Source organism: Bilophila sp. (genome assembly GCF_057864385.1).
The window spans coordinates 1-15,536 of the sequence record NZ_DBMAFI010000011.1; the positions used below are offsets into that span (position 1 = coordinate 1).

The window sequence follows — 15,536 nt, forward strand, 5'->3', positions numbered from 1 at the left end:
AACCCCACCCCCTCCACTTCAAAGACTTTTGTGTTTATCGAATCCCTGTTTCCAGCGTTCCCCAAGGCGGATTACCGTTTGAAGCAACGTACAGGGTAAAGATGGAATACTCTGGACGGAACCGACCCTCACTGATGAAAAGCCGAGCCGCCGTTCCCCCTGCCGCCTTTTCCGCAATTCCCTTTTCCCTTCATTCACGGTAGGGTGCCGACACGCAGCGGGGAACTTCTCCCCGCCCTACCCAACAAACCTCAAAGGGAACCATATTCCCTTTCCTCAGCAGATACCGGAGCCATCGTGACGCGCCGTTTTCTCTTTTTCCTGCTCACGTTCCTCACACTGATTTGCCCGGCGTATGCAGCGCCTCTGCAACCGGGCTTTAAAACCCTCGGCATCTGGGAGCCGGCCCAAAACATACGCTTGGACTTCGCCGTCTGGTATCCCAGCCGTTCCACTCCCTTTCAGGTCAATTACGGCGACTGGAGCTTTTCCGCCGCACGCGGCAGGGCCCCAGTGGAAGGAAAACACCCGCTCATCCTGCTCTCCCATGACAGTGCGGGCTCACGCTTTTCCCTGCATGAACTGGCATCGCAGCTTGCCCGCAACGGCTTTGTCGTCATGGCCTTCACGCATCCCGGCGACAACGTGGATGAGATGGGTACCCTTTTTATGCCCGCGCAGGTGGCAGGCCGGGCCAAACAGCTCACACAGGCACTGGACATTGCCCTGGCCAATCCCGAAACGGGGCCGCTCATCGATCCCGACCGCATCGGCGTCCTCGGCGTCGGCCCCGGCGGTACGGCAGCCATGCTCATCGCCGGAGCACGGCTGGACGCGGCCGGATGGCCCATCTACTGCGCAGGAAAGGAAGAAAACGCCGATCCATACTGCACGCCGTGGGCACGGCAGCGCATGGGGGCTTTTTCCACCGCGCCCAACCTTTCCGCCCCCTACCGCGACAGGCGTGTCCGCGCCGCAGCTGCCGTTTCCCCTTCCTATGCCATGATGTTCACCCCCGCCAGCCTATCCCGCATCCGTATTCCTGTCCTGCTGCTCCGTGCCGAGAAGACGCCCCTCTATACCCTTCAGCACGCGGAACGCCTCCTGAGTGCTATGCCCCAGCCCCCACAGCTTGGCATATTGCCCGATGCCGACACCGCCACCCTGATGTCGTCCTGCGGCGAGAACCTGAATCAGACACTTCCTGAAATGTGCCTTGCCGTCGCCCCTTCACGCCGGAAAGCCGTACAGGAAAAAATGGCCGCTGAATCCATCGCCTTCTTCCTCAAGCATCTCGGCACCCCCAACCCTCCGCCGCTCCCTCCTGAGCCCGAAGACAATCCCCAAATCGCACCCCAGCCCTCCACGCCGGAAAAAAACGCTGTCCGCAAGAAAAAACGCTAGGCCGTTTCGTCATTTTGCATGTAATAATTTGAAAATATTGAAATAACCTTTTATAACCCTTAAAAGATAGTTAAATAATTTCAACAGATTGTATCTAATTGACGACACGCCCTAGAAGACAGAGCATAAATCGGAAAGGCTGTGTCATAGAAAACGGTTGATGCTTTATTTCCTTGAAATTTCAAAGAAATAACCAATAAAATCCCCAATCACAGAGCCCACCAGCGGAAAATTTTGAGAAAAAAACATATATTTTCAGCATATTGCTAAAACAAAACAACCATGTGCTATGACAGAGCCATCGGAAACTGATAAGGGAAGGGAACCTTGCATAGGGTGTGTTCATACTATGCTGCATTTTCCCATGATTAAAGGGGGTTGAAGAAAACGCAGCATCGCTCAAATGAGGATAACCATTTGTAAAGATAATGTTTATTCTCTGTTTGCGTGAACAGGCCCTAGGGAATGGAAACACCGCTGCATTTCCTCCCTATCTCTTCAGCCCTCCCTTTCCAAAAACTTTCGCATTGACTGAATCCCTATTGAATACCCTTCCCGGTTAGAGACAACAAAAACTGCCGAACAAAAAACGGTTGGATGGAATTCCATTCAACCGTTTCTGTCATGGGAAAAAGAAGGCTCTGCCATAAAACAAGATAGTATCTCTCTTAATAGAATAAAATATATTATCAGACTGTGCCATAGAAAATGGCTAATGCTTTTTTCCCTGAAGTTCCAAGGGAATAGCCAATAAAATGCCATAGTCATGGATTCCGCCAATGAGAAAACCGGAGAAAAGGCCGTATTTTTCATTATCCTGTGGAGATGAGGCAACCATATCCCATGACAGCCCCCCAAAAAAGACGATGACGGGCAAAAAACAAGTGCCCCGTTGCCGCAAAAAAGGAACGGCCGTCGAGTGAAAAGCGGTCTTTGAAAACAAACACCCCGGACGGAAACCGTCCGGGGTGTTTGTTTTCAAAGACCGCGCCGAGGGGGTCAAGGGGGGCATCATGCCCCCCTTGCCGCCGGAGGCGCATCTAATCATATAGGGTTTAGTTCGCAGCCTTCTTGCTGACTTCTTCAGCGATAGCCGCAGGCACCTTTTCATAGTGGTGGAACTGCATCGTGAAGGTCGCGCGGCCCTGCGTACGGGAACGCAGATCCGTGGCGTAGCCGAACATTTCGGACAGCGGAACCTGGGCGCGGACAACCTGAGCACCGGCGCGGGCTTCCATAGACTGCACGCGGCCACGGCGTCCGTTGAGGTCGCCCATCACGTCGCCAAGGTAATCGTCGGGGGTCACCACTTCCACGTCCATATAGGGTTCGAGGAGAGCGGGGGTCGCCTTCTGCATGGCGTCCTTGATGGCCATCGAACCGGCCACATAGAAGGCCTGTTCGGAGGAGTCGACTTCGTGGTAGGAACCGAAGACCAGGGTGACCTTCACGTCCACAACCGGGAAGCCGGCGAGCACACCGGACTTCAGGGCGTCCTGAATACCCTTGTCGATGGAAGGAATGTATTCCTTCGGAATCACGCCGCCGGTGATCGCGTTGACGAACTCGTAACCCTTTTCCGGGTTGGGTTCGACTTCGATCACGCAGTGACCGTACTGGCCGCGGCCGCCGGACTGCTTGGCGTACTTCAGGTCGGACTTGCTGGGCTTCGTGATCGTTTCGCGGTAGGCAACCTGAGGCTTGCCGACGTTGGCGTTCACGTTGAATTCGCGGACCAGACGGTCAACGATGATGTCCAGATGCAGTTCGCCCATGCCCGCGATGAGGGTCTGGCCGGTTTCTTCGTTGCCCTTCACGCGGAAGGACGGGTCTTCCTTCGCCAGCTTGTTGAGCGCGGCGGAGAGGGCGTCACGGTCGGTCTTCGTCTTGGGTTCGATGGCCACTTCGATAACCGGTTCCGGAATATCGAGGGATTCGAGCACCACGGGACGCTTTTCGTCGCAGATCGTATCGCCGGTGGAAGCAAGCTTCATGCCCACGAGAGCCACGATGTCGCCGGCGCCGGCGGACTTGATGTCCTCACGCTTGTTGGCGTGCATGCGGAGCAGGCGGCCAAGGCGTTCCTTCTTGCCGTTGTTGGCGTTGTACAGCGTCGTACCGGCTTCGATCACGCCCGAATAGATGCGGAAGAACGCCAGATGGCCCACAAAGGGGTCGGAGGCCAGCTTGAACACGAGACCGGCGAGCGGTTCCTTGTCCGAGCTGGGGCAGACGATCTCTTCTTCCGGGTTTTCGGGGTTGTGGCCCACCATCTGCTCGATGTCGAGGGGAGAAGGCAGGTAGTTCACAACCGCGTCGAGCAGAGGCTGCACACCGATGTTACGGAACGCGGTGCCGCACAGGACGGGCACGATGCTCTGGCGGATGGTGCCCTTACGGATGCAGGAATTGATTTCCTCAACGGTCAGTTCATGGCCTTCGAGGTACTTTTCCATCAATTCTTCATCTTCTTCCGCCACGGAGTCCAGCAGCTCAAGGCGCTTTTCTTCGTACAGATCCTTGAGATCCTCGGGGATTTCACCGTAGATGATCTGGAGGCCCTTGGATTCTTTGTCAAAGCGGACGGCGCGGCCGTTAATGAGGTCAACGACGCCCTCGAACTTGTCTTCAGCCCCGATCGGAATCTGGAGGCAGACGGGCTTTGCTTTCAGGCGGTCGCGGATCATGTCCACGCTGCGGAAGAAGTTGGCGCCGATGCGGTCCATCTTGTTGATGAAGCAGATACGGGGCACACCGTAGCGGTTGGCCTGGCGCCACACGGTTTCAGACTGGGGCTCCACGCCGGCGACGGCGTCGAATACGGCCACGGCACCATCGAGCACGCGCAGGGAGCGTTCCACTTCGATGGTGAAGTCGACGTGGCCGGGGGTGTCGATGATGTTGATCTGGTGTTCAAGCCAGAAACAAGTCGTCGCGGCGGAAGTGATGGTGATGCCGCGTTCCTGCTCCTGTTCCATCCAGTCCATCGTGGCGCCGCCCTCGTGGGTTTCGCCGATTTTATGGTTTTCGCCGGTGTAGTACAGGATGCGTTCGGTCGTCGTGGTCTTACCGGCATCGATGTGGGCCATGATGCCGATATTCCGCATTTTTTCGATAGGTGCTAAACGAGCCATGTTTCTCCCCGACTACCAGCGGTAATGCGCGAAAGCCTTGTTGGCTTCGGCCATGCGATGGGTGTCTTCCTTTTTCTTCACGGCCCCGCCGCGGCTGTTGAAGGCATCCAGAAGCTCGGCGGCGAGCTTGTTGGACATGCCCTTTTCACCGCGGGAACGGGCGTAGGTGATCAGCCAACGGATGGAAAGGGAGACTTGGCGATCAGGGCGCACTTCCATAGGCACCTGATAGGTGGCGCCGCCCACGCGGCGGGCCTTGACTTCGAGATGGGGCTTCACGTTTTCGAGAGCCTTTTCGAAGGCGCGCAGCGCTTCTTCGCCGGTCTTTTCGGCGAGGACTTCAAGGGCGCCATAGAAAATCTTTTCGGCGGCGCCCTTCTTGCCGTCGTACATGAGACGGTTCACGAAACGGGCGGCCAAGCGGCTGCCATAAATCGGATCAGGCAGAACTTCCCTTCTGGGGATGGGACCTTTACGGGGCATGAAAATTCTCCGGGTAACGCGGACGCGTTACGTCAGGGGGTTGCAGTGCTATGCGGTTTCCCGATGCGGCGAACCGTTCGGGCTGCCTTGGTGTGTTCCCACTGCGCCCCTCCCGTTGCGGGGGGGCATGGACGCGCACCCGTGGCATGACACTGTGATGCGAAAATCCGCAAGGACGGCGCAACGCCGTCAGCCTCTTGCCGGAAAAGCTTTGCGGCTTAGGACTTCGGACGCTTGGCGCCGTACTTGGAACGGCGCTGGCGGCGATCCTGCACGCCGGAGGTATCCAGAGTACCACGGACGATGTGGTAACGGACACCGGGAAGGTCTTTCACACGGCCGCCGCGAATCATGACGACGGAGTGTTCCTGAAGGTTGTGGCCTTCACCGGGGATGTACGCGGTGACTTCGAGGCCGTTGGTGAGGCGCACACGGGCGACCTTACGCAGAGCCGAGTTCGGCTTCTTCGGGGTCGTCGTGTACACGCGGGTGCACACGCCGCGGCGCTGGGGGCAAGCCTGCAGGGCCGGGGTCTTTTTGTGCTTCACAACCTTCTTCCGCGCGACGCGGATAAGCTGGTTGATAGTTGGCATCTGTTTTCCTCCATAGGAGTGGGTAAATGTTCCGAAAGGAGTCACTCCTACAACGGATATTTTTTGTTGTCAAGCCCATTTGCAAATCGCGGGGCCCTTCCCGGCCCCTCCTGCGGTTTCCCTTTCTCCGAAAAAAAACATCATTACTATTTATTTGAGCAATGCGTTTTATTCATTGCCAATCATGAAGCATTTCCGAGCATGTTTGTTCAATCAACGAATTGAATGAATGCACAATCTATTTCTATGTGAAAAAATATTTTATCTCTTACGGCAAAAAACAATTTCTATAGATAAAAAAATCTTTTTTCACATGCCGTGTATTTTATAAAAGCCTATTGACCTGTTTTTTGAAACATCATACGCTGACCCAAAAGAGAGAAGAAAGTTTCTATACTTTCTTTGGTCCCGCTTTTCTTCTTGCCTTGTTTATGTCCATCTATAAACAGTGGAGGATACCACAATGGCTATTGTTGAAAAAGTTGACGGCTTCTTTATTCCTAACGTTACGCTTATTGGTGTAGGCGCTGCAAAAGCTATCCCTGAACGTATCGTTTATCTGAACGCCACGAAGCCGCTGCTTGTCACGGACAAAGGTATCGTCCACACCGGCATTCTGAAACAAATTACGGATATCCTCGACGAAGCGGCAATGGAATACGCCATCTATGATGAGACGGTTCCGAACCCCACCGACATCAATGTCGAAGCCGGCGCCGAACTGTACCGCAAAGAAGAGTGCGACAGCCTTATCTCCATCGGCGGCGGCTCCTCCCATGACTGTTGCAAGGGCATCGGCCTCGTCGTTTCCAACGGCGGCAAAATCCACGACTACGAAGGCGTGGACAAGTCCACCAAGGCCATGCCCCCCTACCTTGCCGTAAACACCACTGCGGGCACCGCCTCCGAAATCACCCGGTTCTGTATTATCACCGACAGCGTCCGCAAAGTGAAAATGGCCATCGTCGACTGGCGCATCACGCCGAGCGTCGCCATCAACGACCCCATCCTGATGGTCGGCATGCCCCCGGCCCTGACCGCCGCCACCGGCATGGACGCGCTCACCCATGCGGTCGAGGCCTACGTCTCCACCGGCGCTACCCCGCTGACCGACGCCTGTGCCGAAAAGGCCATCAAGCTGGTTTCCGAAAACCTGCGCCGCGCCGTCGCCAACGGCAGCGACATCCATGCCCGCGAAGGCATGTGCTACGCCCAGTACCTTGCCGGCATGGCCTTCAACAACGCCAGCCTTGGGCACGTGCACGCCATGGCCCACCAGCTTGGCGGCTTCTACAACCTGCCCCACGGCGAGTGCAACGCCATCCTCCTGCCCATCGTGGAAGAGTACAACCTGCTCGCCCACCTTGACAAATTCATCAATATCGCCCGTATGATGGATGAGCACGTAGAGGGGCTCTCCAAGCGCGACGCCGCCGAACTGGCCATTTCCGCCATCCGCCGCCTGTCGCAGGATGTGGGCATCCCGTCCAGCATCACCGCGCTTGCCAAGCGATACGGCAAGGAAGTCAGCCGCGACGACATCCCGACGATGGTCGCCAATGCCCAGAAGGACGCCTGTGGCCTCACCAACCCGCGCAAGATGACCGACGCCGCCGTTCAGCATCTGTACGAAATCGCGTTCTGATTAGGATTGAAGTGAAGATATCGGGGGAGGGCGCTTTTTGAAAAAAGCGCCCTCCCCCGAACCCCCTCCCGCAAAAACTTCGACTGGTGGGGAGGCTGCGCGGCAGGAGTCCCGCCGTATGGAAAGGGAAGGCCATCATCCGTGGCTGTTTTGTTTCCATAAATAGGGTGAAGCAGATAGGCATTTCTTCATTTTCCCGTTGGCGGGTTTCATAATTGAAGAATTGTGTTGCTTCTTCCTTTAGGCCATGTCGTTGATTAATATAATACATTGAAATCATTAAATTATTTTTTAAATTGTAAAAAATTGTTTCAATAATTTCATATAGTTATATTTCAAACAACGACACGGCCTAGGGAGTCAGGAAAGAAAACAGCAATCGCTTGCTGCGCCGCAGACAAAAAAATAAGCCGTTCTCTGCTTCCGTTATAGTTTTGGCTCTGTCATAGATTAAAGTATGTGATTGCTGTATTTTCACAGTGCAATGAAAATACAGCCTTTTTCTCCAGTTTTCCTCTTGGCGGAATACAGGGCTAAGGCATTCATCGGTCAGCCCTTTGGAACTTCAAGGAAAAAGGCATCAACCATTTTCTATGAAACGCCTAGGTCGTGTTGTTATTTTATATAACTATTTGAAATCATTCAAATAACTTTTATAGCTTTGAAAAATAATTTCATAGTTTCAATAGATTATATCTAGTTGACGACACAATCTCGTTTTTTTGTTGAAGAGAGGCGGCGGGGCGCCATTCCCAATGGGCCGTTTCAAAATTTTTGGAGAAAAACGATTTCATGACTGCCCGGCGCCTACCTCCACACCGGGCAGAGGACGCTGGTAACCGTCCGCAAATGAAAAGGGAAAGGCCGGAATCCCAGCATTGGGTTCCGGCCTTTTCTTGCGTTGGAAGCCCCCCACAAAGGGGCGAACCTTCTATGAGCTCTTTCGTGGAGGTGGGGACGGCGAAAGCCCCCTGCAAGGGGGAGCCATCCTACCGTGATTTCCGGGCGGGAGACGTACGCCGGAAAGCTCCCCGCAAAGGGGAGCCCCCGTCTATTCGGCGCCGTCCTCTTCCTGCGTGGCGGGTTCCACGATCACACGGCGGATTTGTTTGGCGTCGGCTTCGTCCACGATGAACCGCCAGCCGCCGCACTCAAAAATTTCTCCCTTTTCTGGAACATGCCCGGCTTCAAGGCACAGGTAGCCGCCGATGGTATCCACCTCGTCAGCTTCCAGCTTGATGCCGAGTTCTTCCAGATCCTCAAGGTAGGCGCGGCCGGACAGCGCATAACGCGAATCCCCAAGCGGATGGATATCCTCTTCCTTGGGCGCATCGTGCTCATCCTCAATGTCGCCCACGATCTCCTCAAGGATGTCCTCGATGGTGGCAAGGCCGGACGTCCCGCCATATTCGTCCACGGCGATGGCGATATGGTTCTTGCGGGACCGGAATTCCTGAAGCAGCTCGCTCACGATCTTGGTTTCGGGTACAAAAAAGGGCGAACGCATGATTTCGTCCACCGGAGTATGGTGCTTGGCCGGATCAATGAGGAGGCTGATGAGATCCTTGGCATAGGCGATCCCGATGATGTTGTCGCGCGTATCCTTGTAGATGGGCAATCTGGAATGTCCGGTTTCCAAAATGCACTGCGCCACCTCGCTCACGGGTGCGCCCGTAGGCATACAGTCGAAATCAGTCCGCGGGGTCATGATGTCCTGCACCTGCACGTCGTCAAGGCGCAGGATGCTCAGGATCATGGAGCCTTCGGCGAGATCCAGTTCCCCTTCGTCGCGGGCTTCCATGACGGCCTGCTCGATTGAGTCCCCAGAGCGGCCTCCGAACAGGCTGCAAACCCGATCCCACAAACTTTTGTCCGTACTTAGGTCCAAGCGTATCTCCTCAGGTAAAGGTGAAGGGACGACGGCGTTCCTGCCGGGCAGGGGCTGCGCCTGATCCCTGGGTGGAGCCCACATACACTATTCCATTCGCCTTTGCTACCGGCGGCGGCCTCCCGGACGCCCTTCACGGGGCCCCGGCAACGCCTTGCGCGGCATGGTCTTTTCTTTATAGCCATTCCTGAACCGATACGCAACGTGCCGGGCCCTGGGAGGCATTCGCCTTTACAAGGGAAAGCGTATTTCAACCATCTAAAATCCAAAAAGAATTCTTTAGAAAACCATCAAAAAGGCGAATGTCTCGGCCCTAGGCCTTGCGCGTAAACATCCAGATCGCGCACAGCATGGATACCGCCGTGATCGCGGCGATCCGCGCGCTGCTGTCCAGCGCCGCGCTCATGGTGATATCCTTGAGGAACAGCCCCTGAAGGATCACGATAAAATGCCTCAGCGGGTTCAGTTGGCTCAGATCCTGTAAGAACATCGGCATGTTGTTCACGGGCGTCATGAATCCCGAAAGCAGGATGCACGGCACGCCCACGGTAAAGCACCCCAAAAAAGCCTGCTGCTGCGTGGAGGCGAACGAGGACACCATAAGCCCGATGCTGCTCACCGAAAGCGAGAACAGCAGCATGGTCACGTACAGCACCGCCACAGACCCCACAAACGGCACATCGAAGAACCCGATTATGGAAAAAAAGAAGATGGTCCCGTGCACAAGCCCGACCACACAGCCGGGGATCAGCTTCCCGCAGGCGATCTCCACCGGGCTCGCGGGCGAGACAAGCATCTGGTCGAACGTGCCGAGCTCCCGTTCCCGCGCCACGGTCAGCCCGGTAATGATCATCCCCATCAAGAAATTGATCGTGCCGATCAGGTTCGGCAGGATGAACCAGCGGAAATCGAGGTTCGGGTTGAACCAGTTCAGAGCCTCGACCTCAACGCGGGACGGCCTGGCCTGCACGAAAGCGGGCGTTGCCGTCGCCAGCCCCTGTACGATCTGCTGGACATACTGCGTCAAAATCTGGGCGGTATTGGATCGCCGCCCGTCCAGCAGCAACTGCACCTCGGCGGGCACGCCCCGCTCCACCTTGGCGGAAAAGTCGTTCTGAAAGTGCATCACCACCAGCACGTCCTGACGGTTGATGGCTTCCTCGGCCTTCTTGAAATCGTCCTCGAACGTGATGTGCCTGAAGGTCGGCGAACCGCGCAGCCGGCTGATGACCTCCTGGCTCCAGTATCCTGAATCTTCATTGATCACCACCACGTCCACGTTTTTTACTTCCATCGTGGCCGCCCACGCAAAGATGAAAATCTGGATGATCGGCGGGATCAGCACCATGAACCGGCTCTGCCGCGTGCCCATGAGCACCAACAGCTCTTTCCGCGCAATCGCAAGGATACGGCGAAGCGTTCGCATCATAACAATAGACCTCCGGCAACGAGACATTCACGTTTGCAATGAAAGCCGCCTTGCAACTATCCAAAATGAATTTTTTAAAAAGGCTGCATCATAGAAAATGACTGATGCTTTCTTTGAAGTTCCAAAGGGATAACCAACAAAATGTTTTAGCCGTAGCTCCCACCAAGGGGAAAACCGGAGAAAAAGGCTGTATTTTCACCGTACCGTGGAGATGAAACAACCACACATATATAACAGAGCCTTTAAAAATCATCGAAAAGGCGAATGTCCCCCAGCAACAGGCGGCGGCCCCTTGCCCCTGCATTGTGAGGAAGGCAAGAGGCTGGAGGGGCTCCTTTTCAGAGGCCCTCCCCCCAAGGTTCACACATCCAACCGCTTCACCAGCTTCCTGTACGTAATGACCAGAAAGGCGGCGCCAAGCCCAAGCATGAAGGCCATGCGCGGAAGGAACACGGGCCAGATGTCCCCGGCAAGGAAGACCGTCTGAAGCGCCGTGTTGAAATGCCGCGCGGGGATGGCCAGCGTAAGGTATTGCAGCGCGTCGGGCATACTGTTGATGTCAAAGATGAACCCGGACAGGATGACGGCGGGCAGGAACCCGGTGATCAGCCCGGTCTGGGCGGCAAGGAGCTGCTGCTTGGTGAGGATGGAAATGAGCAGCCCCTGCCCAAGTGCGGGCATGAGGAAGGTGCTCGACAAGAGGAACAGGGCGAACACCGAGCCGCGCAGGGGAACCTCAAACAGGAACACCCCCGCCAGCGCACAGATGGTCATGGAAAACATGCCGAGGAAGTAATACGGGATCAGCTTTCCGAGCAGGATCTGCATCCGGGTCACGGGCGTGGCGAAAAGGGCTTCCATCGTCCCCCGTTCGTACTCGCGGGCAATGACCAGCGCCGTGAGCATGGTCCCGATGAGCGTCATGACGATGGTGATGGAGCCGGGCACCAGATACCAGCGGCTCTTCGCCGCCGGGTTGAACCAGTAGCGCGGGGCCACGTCAAGGGGCTGCTTCTGGACAACCCCGCCGGGCGTCCGCGTCTGCTGCCAGTTGGCGATGACGCCTTGGCTGTAGCCGCGTATGAAGTTCGCCGTGTTCGGCTCGCCTCCCGACACGATCACCTGAATGGGGGCAACCGCCGCCTTGCCCTGCCCGCCCACAAGCAGCGCCTCAAAGTTGTAGGGGATGACGATGAAGCCCGAAATCACGCTGTCGCGCATCATACGCCCGGCTTCGGAACGCGACCGGGCCTCATGGACGCGGAAGTTCGGGGAGTGGGCGAAATTTTCCTGCAATTGCAGCCCCGACCGGCTGTTGCTCTCGTCGAGGATCACGATGTCCATGACCCCGGCGTCCAGCGTGATGCCGTAGCCGAACAGCAGCAGGAAGATCATGGGCAGGATTGCCGCGACCAGATAGGAGGACGGATCACGGATAATCTGCTTGCTCTCCTTGCCCATGAGCGCGAAAAGCTGCGCGAGCCACTGGAAAGCGGGCCGCGCCCGGCCCGGATCGGCATTGCTCATGCGTGACCTCCCTTACGCTGCACGTCCTCAATATAGGCAATAAACGCCTCTTCAAGCGTCATGTCCGCCGCGCCGCCGTTTTCCCCCGCTCCGGGCGCTTTGCCCTTGAGCTCGTCGGGCGTGCCCCGCGCAATGATCCCGCCCTGAAACACCAGCGCAATTTCGTCGCAATATTCGGCCTCTTCCATAAAGTGGGTCGTGACGAGCACCGCCACGCCGTTCTGGGTCATGGCGTTGATATGCTTCCAAAATTCCCGGCGCGTCCGGGGATCGACGCCCGATGTCGGTTCGTCAAGAAACAGCACGGGCGGCTCGTGCAGTGTGGCGCAGGCCATGGCAAGGCGCTGCTTCTGTCCGAGCGGCAGGTTGAACGCCCGGACATCCCGGAACGGCCCCAGATCCAGCGCCTCGACAAGCTGTTCGATACGCGGCTTCACCCTGCTCCGCTCCAGCCCGTACAGATCCGCCATGAGCCGCATGTTCTGCTGCACGGTCAGTTCGCCGTAGAGGGAAAACTTCTGCGCCATATAGCCGAGTTTGGCCCGTGCGGCCCCGCCCGCGGTGAGCAGGTTCATTCCCGCGACGAAGCATTCCCCCTCGGTGGGGCGCGACAGGCCGCACAGCATCCTGAACGTCGTGGACTTCCCCGCCCCGTTGGGGCCAAGCAGCCCGAAGATGCGCCCCGGCTGCACCTCGAAGGTGATGTCGTGCGCCGCGACGAATGTCCCAAACTTCTTGGTCAGGCCCACGGCGCGGATCACAGGCTGTGCGGCGGGAACGGGGGGCGGGGTGGAATCGCCGGGGGAAGGGAGGGGAAACTTTTCTGAAGAAAAGCTTTCCCCTCCCTTCCCCCGGACCCCCATCCCTCCTCTTCCAAAGACTTTTGCGCTTATCGAATCCCTGTCCCCATGCTTCCCCGAAGGCGAAGAGGCCGAAGAAGAAGAAGAAGAAGAAGAAGAAGAAGAAGAAGAAGAAGATGATGATGATGATGATGACTCTGTTGAGGAGATGCCCGCGACGGGCGGTTTACTCAGCTTGGCGTTCTCTCCGGCATGGGAGCCGCCCGCCCCAGCCGGTTCAACGGAAGGCCGGGAGGCGGCCCCGCCTTCCGAAAGGGCCCCCGCCTCCCGCCCGCGTGCGAAAGTCTTGGGAAGGGGAAGGGAGGGGGTCCGGGGGAGGGAAGGGGATAACCTTTCTCCAGAAAGGTTTCCCCTTCCCTCCCCCGGTTCTTCCACGCCCCCCCTCCCGCTCACGGGCAAAAACGGGGAGGGCCGCTGATCCATGCCGCCCACGGCGTCGATGTAGGCGTCCTCAAGGCGCGGCGCGACGGGGTGCAGCTCAACGCAGTTGCGGGAAAACGGGCCGCCGTGCGGATCACGGAGCACCACCCGGATGCGGTTGCCCTGAATGAGCGCGTCGCGGATATCCGGCTCCTGCTGCCAGCGGGCCAGCATCGCCCGCGCTTCGCCGGACGGCGGCACGAAGGAAAAGACGCGCTTCGCCACCCGGCCCGTAAACCCGGCGGGCGGCCCCTGATACACAAGGCGCCCCTGATCGAGCATCAGCACATGGGCGCAGCGCTCGGCCTCATCCATATAGGCCGTAGACCAAAGCACCGACATGCCGCCCACGGCGAGCTCGGACACCATTTTCCACAGCTCGCGCCGGGAAAGCGGATCGACGCCCACCCCCGGCTCATCGAGCAGCAGCAGGCGGGGCGTGGTCAACAGCGCGCAGGCAAGGCCGAGCTTCTGCTTCATGCCGCCGGAAAGCTTTCCCGCCAGCCGATCCGTAAACGGCTTCAATGCCGTGAACGCCAGCAGCTTTTCAAACATGGCCCGACGCGCCGGGCCCTCAAGCCCGCGCAGCTCGGCATGAAGGTTAAGGTTGTCGATGACGGACAGATCTTCATACAAACCGAAACGCTGCGGCATATACCCGACATCACGGACGGCTTCGCCCGGCGCATCGGGGAGGGGCGCGCCCCCGGACACGGCCCGCCGGTTTGAAGCCGTACGGCTCTCCCCATCGGAACCGGGCGCGCGCCCAAGCACTTCCACGCTGCCGGATGTCGGCAGGAGCAGCCCGGCCAGCAAGCGCATGAGCGTCGTCTTGCCGGCGGCGTCCGGGCCTACAAGCCCCACGACCAAACCGGAGGGGACATCCGCCGTCAGGCTGGAAAGCGCGGGAGGCGTGCCCGGCGGCACGTCAGGGAAAACCTTGGAAACGCCCTGAAGCCGGATCACAGGCTGCGGCGAAGGGCTCACGGCCTGCCTCCGTCCTTGCGGAGCGTCACGGTGACGGGCATCCCCTGCCGCATCACGTTGTCGGGATCGTCGGCGATGACGCGGAAACGGAACACCAGATCATTCCGCACTTCCCTGGTTTCCACGGTCTTCGGCGTAAATTCGGCGGTCGGTGAAATAAAGCCGATGCGCCCCCGGTACGTTTTGTCCGGCGTGGCGTCGATGGACAGGAGCACCTCCTGTCCGGGCCGGATGTTCCCGAGGTTCGGCTGCGTGACATAGGCCCGTATCCACACGGGATTGTTCAGCGTCACGGTATAGACGGTCTGCCCGCCCTGCACCACCGCGCCGATCTCGTGCACGCGGGTCAGGATCACGCCGTCCTGCGGGGCGAACAGCTCGGTATCCTGCAAATCCGTCGTTGCGCGGGCGAGTCCGGCGCGGGCGGCCTCCACCGCCGCCTTCTGGCGCTCAATGTCTTCGGAGCGGTACCCGCTTTCCATAAGCTGCAACTGTTCGCGGGCGGCGTTGCGGCGGGCCAGCGCATCGCCATAGGACGCGCGCGCCTCATCAAGGGACTGCTGCGAAACGGCGTTCTGCCGCCGCAGCCGCTCCACGCGCCGCAGGTTGCTGGCGGCGTTCGCATACACGGCCTGCGCCCCGTTCAGGGTGGCGCGCGCCTGCTCGATGTCTTCCGTGCGATACCCCGCAGCCATCTTCCTCAATTCGATTTCCTGCATGGAAAGCTCGGCGGCGGCCTGATCAAAAACCTCCTCATACGGCTTGGCATCAAGGCGCGCGAGGCGTTCCCCCGTTTTCACCACGTCGCCCTCTTCCTTGAAAAGTTCGGCCACGCGCCCGCCCACGCGAAAGCCGACATCCACCTGCCGGATGTCCACGTTGCCGTACAGCGTCAGCAGATCCGAAGGCTGCCGCTTCCCGCCGTACAGCCACCAGATGCCCCCGGCGGCGCAGGCAAGGGCAACGAGAATCAGAATGATGCGCTTCAACATGGATGCCTCCGACATGAAGAATCAGGATGAAGGAAACCGGGAGAAGGGGAGCCCGCAGCCCGGATCGGGGGTTTTGGAAAGCCATCTGCGGACGGCCTGCAACAATCTGCCTGAGATACGAGGATAGGAAAAGGATAATATCAAGTCAAATTAAAATTTCAATTTTAAATTTGA

12 protein-coding genes are annotated in these 15,536 nt (G+C 57.9%); 3 read left to right on the forward strand and 9 right to left on the reverse strand.

Going from position 1 to position 15,536, the window contains the following annotated elements:
• The first annotated feature begins 297 nt into the window (after window positions 1–297).
• A complete protein-coding gene (locus ACZM8Y_RS05140) occupies window positions 298–1,404 on the forward strand; it encodes an alpha/beta hydrolase family protein (RefSeq protein WP_482333845.1) in 1,107 nt (368 codons plus the stop codon).
• A gap of 712 nt (window positions 1,405–2,116) precedes the next feature.
• Here the strand turns inward: ACZM8Y_RS05140 and ACZM8Y_RS05145 are convergent.
• From ACZM8Y_RS05145 to rpsL, 4 genes are all read right to left on the reverse strand, one after another.
• Window positions 2,117–2,419: a hypothetical protein gene (locus ACZM8Y_RS05145; RefSeq protein WP_482333843.1), complete on the reverse strand. Its 303-nt coding sequence runs from the start codon at window positions 2,417–2,419 to the stop codon at window positions 2,117–2,119.
• A 40-nt stretch (window positions 2,420–2,459) separates the two neighbouring features.
• Window positions 2,460–4,538 (reverse strand): elongation factor G, encoded by a 2,079-nt coding sequence (gene fusA, locus ACZM8Y_RS05150; protein WP_308771543.1) that lies wholly within the window; start codon window positions 4,536–4,538, stop codon window positions 2,460–2,462.
• 12 nt (window positions 4,539–4,550) lie between these two features.
• Window positions 4,551–5,021 (reverse strand): 30S ribosomal protein S7, encoded by a 471-nt coding sequence (gene rpsG, locus ACZM8Y_RS05155; RefSeq protein ID WP_005027858.1) that lies wholly within the window; start codon window positions 5,019–5,021, stop codon window positions 4,551–4,553.
• A 218-nt stretch (window positions 5,022–5,239) separates the two neighbouring features.
• Window positions 5,240–5,614: a 30S ribosomal protein S12 gene (rpsL, locus tag ACZM8Y_RS05160; protein WP_005027859.1), complete on the reverse strand. Its 375-nt coding sequence runs from the start codon at window positions 5,612–5,614 to the stop codon at window positions 5,240–5,242.
• Window positions 5,615–6,077: 463 nt separating this feature from the next.
• Here rpsL and ACZM8Y_RS05165 point away from each other — a divergent pair, with 463 nt between their 5' ends.
• Window positions 6,078–7,259, forward strand: a complete 1,182-nt coding sequence (locus ACZM8Y_RS05165; RefSeq protein ID WP_479859510.1) for an iron-containing alcohol dehydrogenase — start codon at window positions 6,078–6,080, stop codon at window positions 7,257–7,259.
• Between the two features lie 1,051 nt (window positions 7,260–8,310).
• On the opposite strand, the gene ACZM8Y_RS05170 is transcribed toward ACZM8Y_RS05165, so the two are convergent.
• From ACZM8Y_RS05170 to hlyD, 5 genes are all read right to left on the reverse strand, one after another.
• Window positions 8,311–9,147 carry a hemolysin family protein gene (locus ACZM8Y_RS05170; RefSeq protein ID WP_482333840.1) on the reverse strand — a complete coding sequence of 279 codons (837 nt, stop codon included), beginning with the start codon at window positions 9,145–9,147 and terminating at the stop codon, window positions 8,311–8,313.
• 313 nt (window positions 9,148–9,460) lie between these two features.
• The gene (locus ACZM8Y_RS05175; RefSeq protein WP_482333838.1) at window positions 9,461–10,576 is read right to left on the reverse strand and encodes an ABC transporter permease; all 1,116 of its coding nucleotides are present in this window, start codon (window positions 10,574–10,576) and stop codon (window positions 9,461–9,463) included.
• A gap of 360 nt (window positions 10,577–10,936) precedes the next feature.
• Window positions 10,937–12,103, reverse strand: coding sequence for an ABC transporter permease (locus ACZM8Y_RS05180; protein WP_302551320.1), 1,167 nt, complete (start codon window positions 12,101–12,103; stop codon window positions 10,937–10,939).
• Window positions 12,100–14,370 (reverse strand): ATP-binding cassette domain-containing protein, encoded by a 2,271-nt coding sequence (locus ACZM8Y_RS05185; protein ID WP_489501631.1) that lies wholly within the window; start codon window positions 14,368–14,370, stop codon window positions 12,100–12,102. The genes ACZM8Y_RS05180 and ACZM8Y_RS05185 overlap by 4 nt, the downstream gene beginning before the upstream one ends.
• Window positions 14,367–15,362 (reverse strand): secretion protein HlyD, encoded by a 996-nt coding sequence (hlyD, locus tag ACZM8Y_RS05190; RefSeq protein ID WP_482333756.1) that lies wholly within the window; start codon window positions 15,360–15,362, stop codon window positions 14,367–14,369. Before hlyD ends, ACZM8Y_RS05185 begins: the two co-directional genes overlap by 4 nt.
• Between hlyD and ACZM8Y_RS05195 the strand changes: the two genes are divergently transcribed.
• Entirely contained in the window at window positions 15,346–15,489 is a 144-nt protein-coding gene (locus ACZM8Y_RS05195; protein ID WP_482333758.1) for a hypothetical protein, read from the forward strand. The two genes, hlyD and ACZM8Y_RS05195, sit on opposite strands and share 17 nt — an antisense overlap.
• The last annotated feature ends 47 nt before the right edge of the window (window positions 15,490–15,536 follow it).

What these genes read in the sequence shown, in the direction of transcription:
- ACZM8Y_RS05145 (WP_482333843.1), bottom strand. Translation starts at nt 2,419, where the DNA reads ATGATGCCCCCCTTGACCCCCTCGGCGCGGTCTTTGAAAACAAACACC.
- fusA (WP_308771543.1), bottom strand. Translation starts at nt 4,538, where the DNA reads ATGGCTCGTTTAGCACCTATCGAAAAAATGCGGAATATCGGCATCATG.
- rpsG (WP_005027858.1), bottom strand. Translation starts at nt 5,021, where the DNA reads ATGCCCCGTAAAGGTCCCATCCCCAGAAGGGAAGTTCTGCCTGATCCG.
- rpsL (WP_005027859.1), bottom strand. Translation starts at nt 5,614, where the DNA reads ATGCCAACTATCAACCAGCTTATCCGCGTCGCGCGGAAGAAGGTTGTG.
- ACZM8Y_RS05165 (WP_479859510.1), top strand. Translation starts at nt 6,078, where the DNA reads ATGGCTATTGTTGAAAAAGTTGACGGCTTCTTTATTCCTAACGTTACG.
- ACZM8Y_RS05175 (WP_482333838.1), bottom strand. Translation starts at nt 10,576, where the DNA reads ATGATGCGAACGCTTCGCCGTATCCTTGCGATTGCGCGGAAAGAGCTG.
- ACZM8Y_RS05180 (WP_302551320.1), bottom strand. Translation starts at nt 12,103, where the DNA reads ATGAGCAATGCCGATCCGGGCCGGGCGCGGCCCGCTTTCCAGTGGCTC.
- ACZM8Y_RS05195 (WP_482333758.1), top strand. Translation starts at nt 15,346, where the DNA reads ATGATGCGCTTCAACATGGATGCCTCCGACATGAAGAATCAGGATGAA.
- hlyD (WP_482333756.1), bottom strand. Translation starts at nt 15,362, where the DNA reads ATGTTGAAGCGCATCATTCTGATTCTCGTTGCCCTTGCCTGCGCCGCC.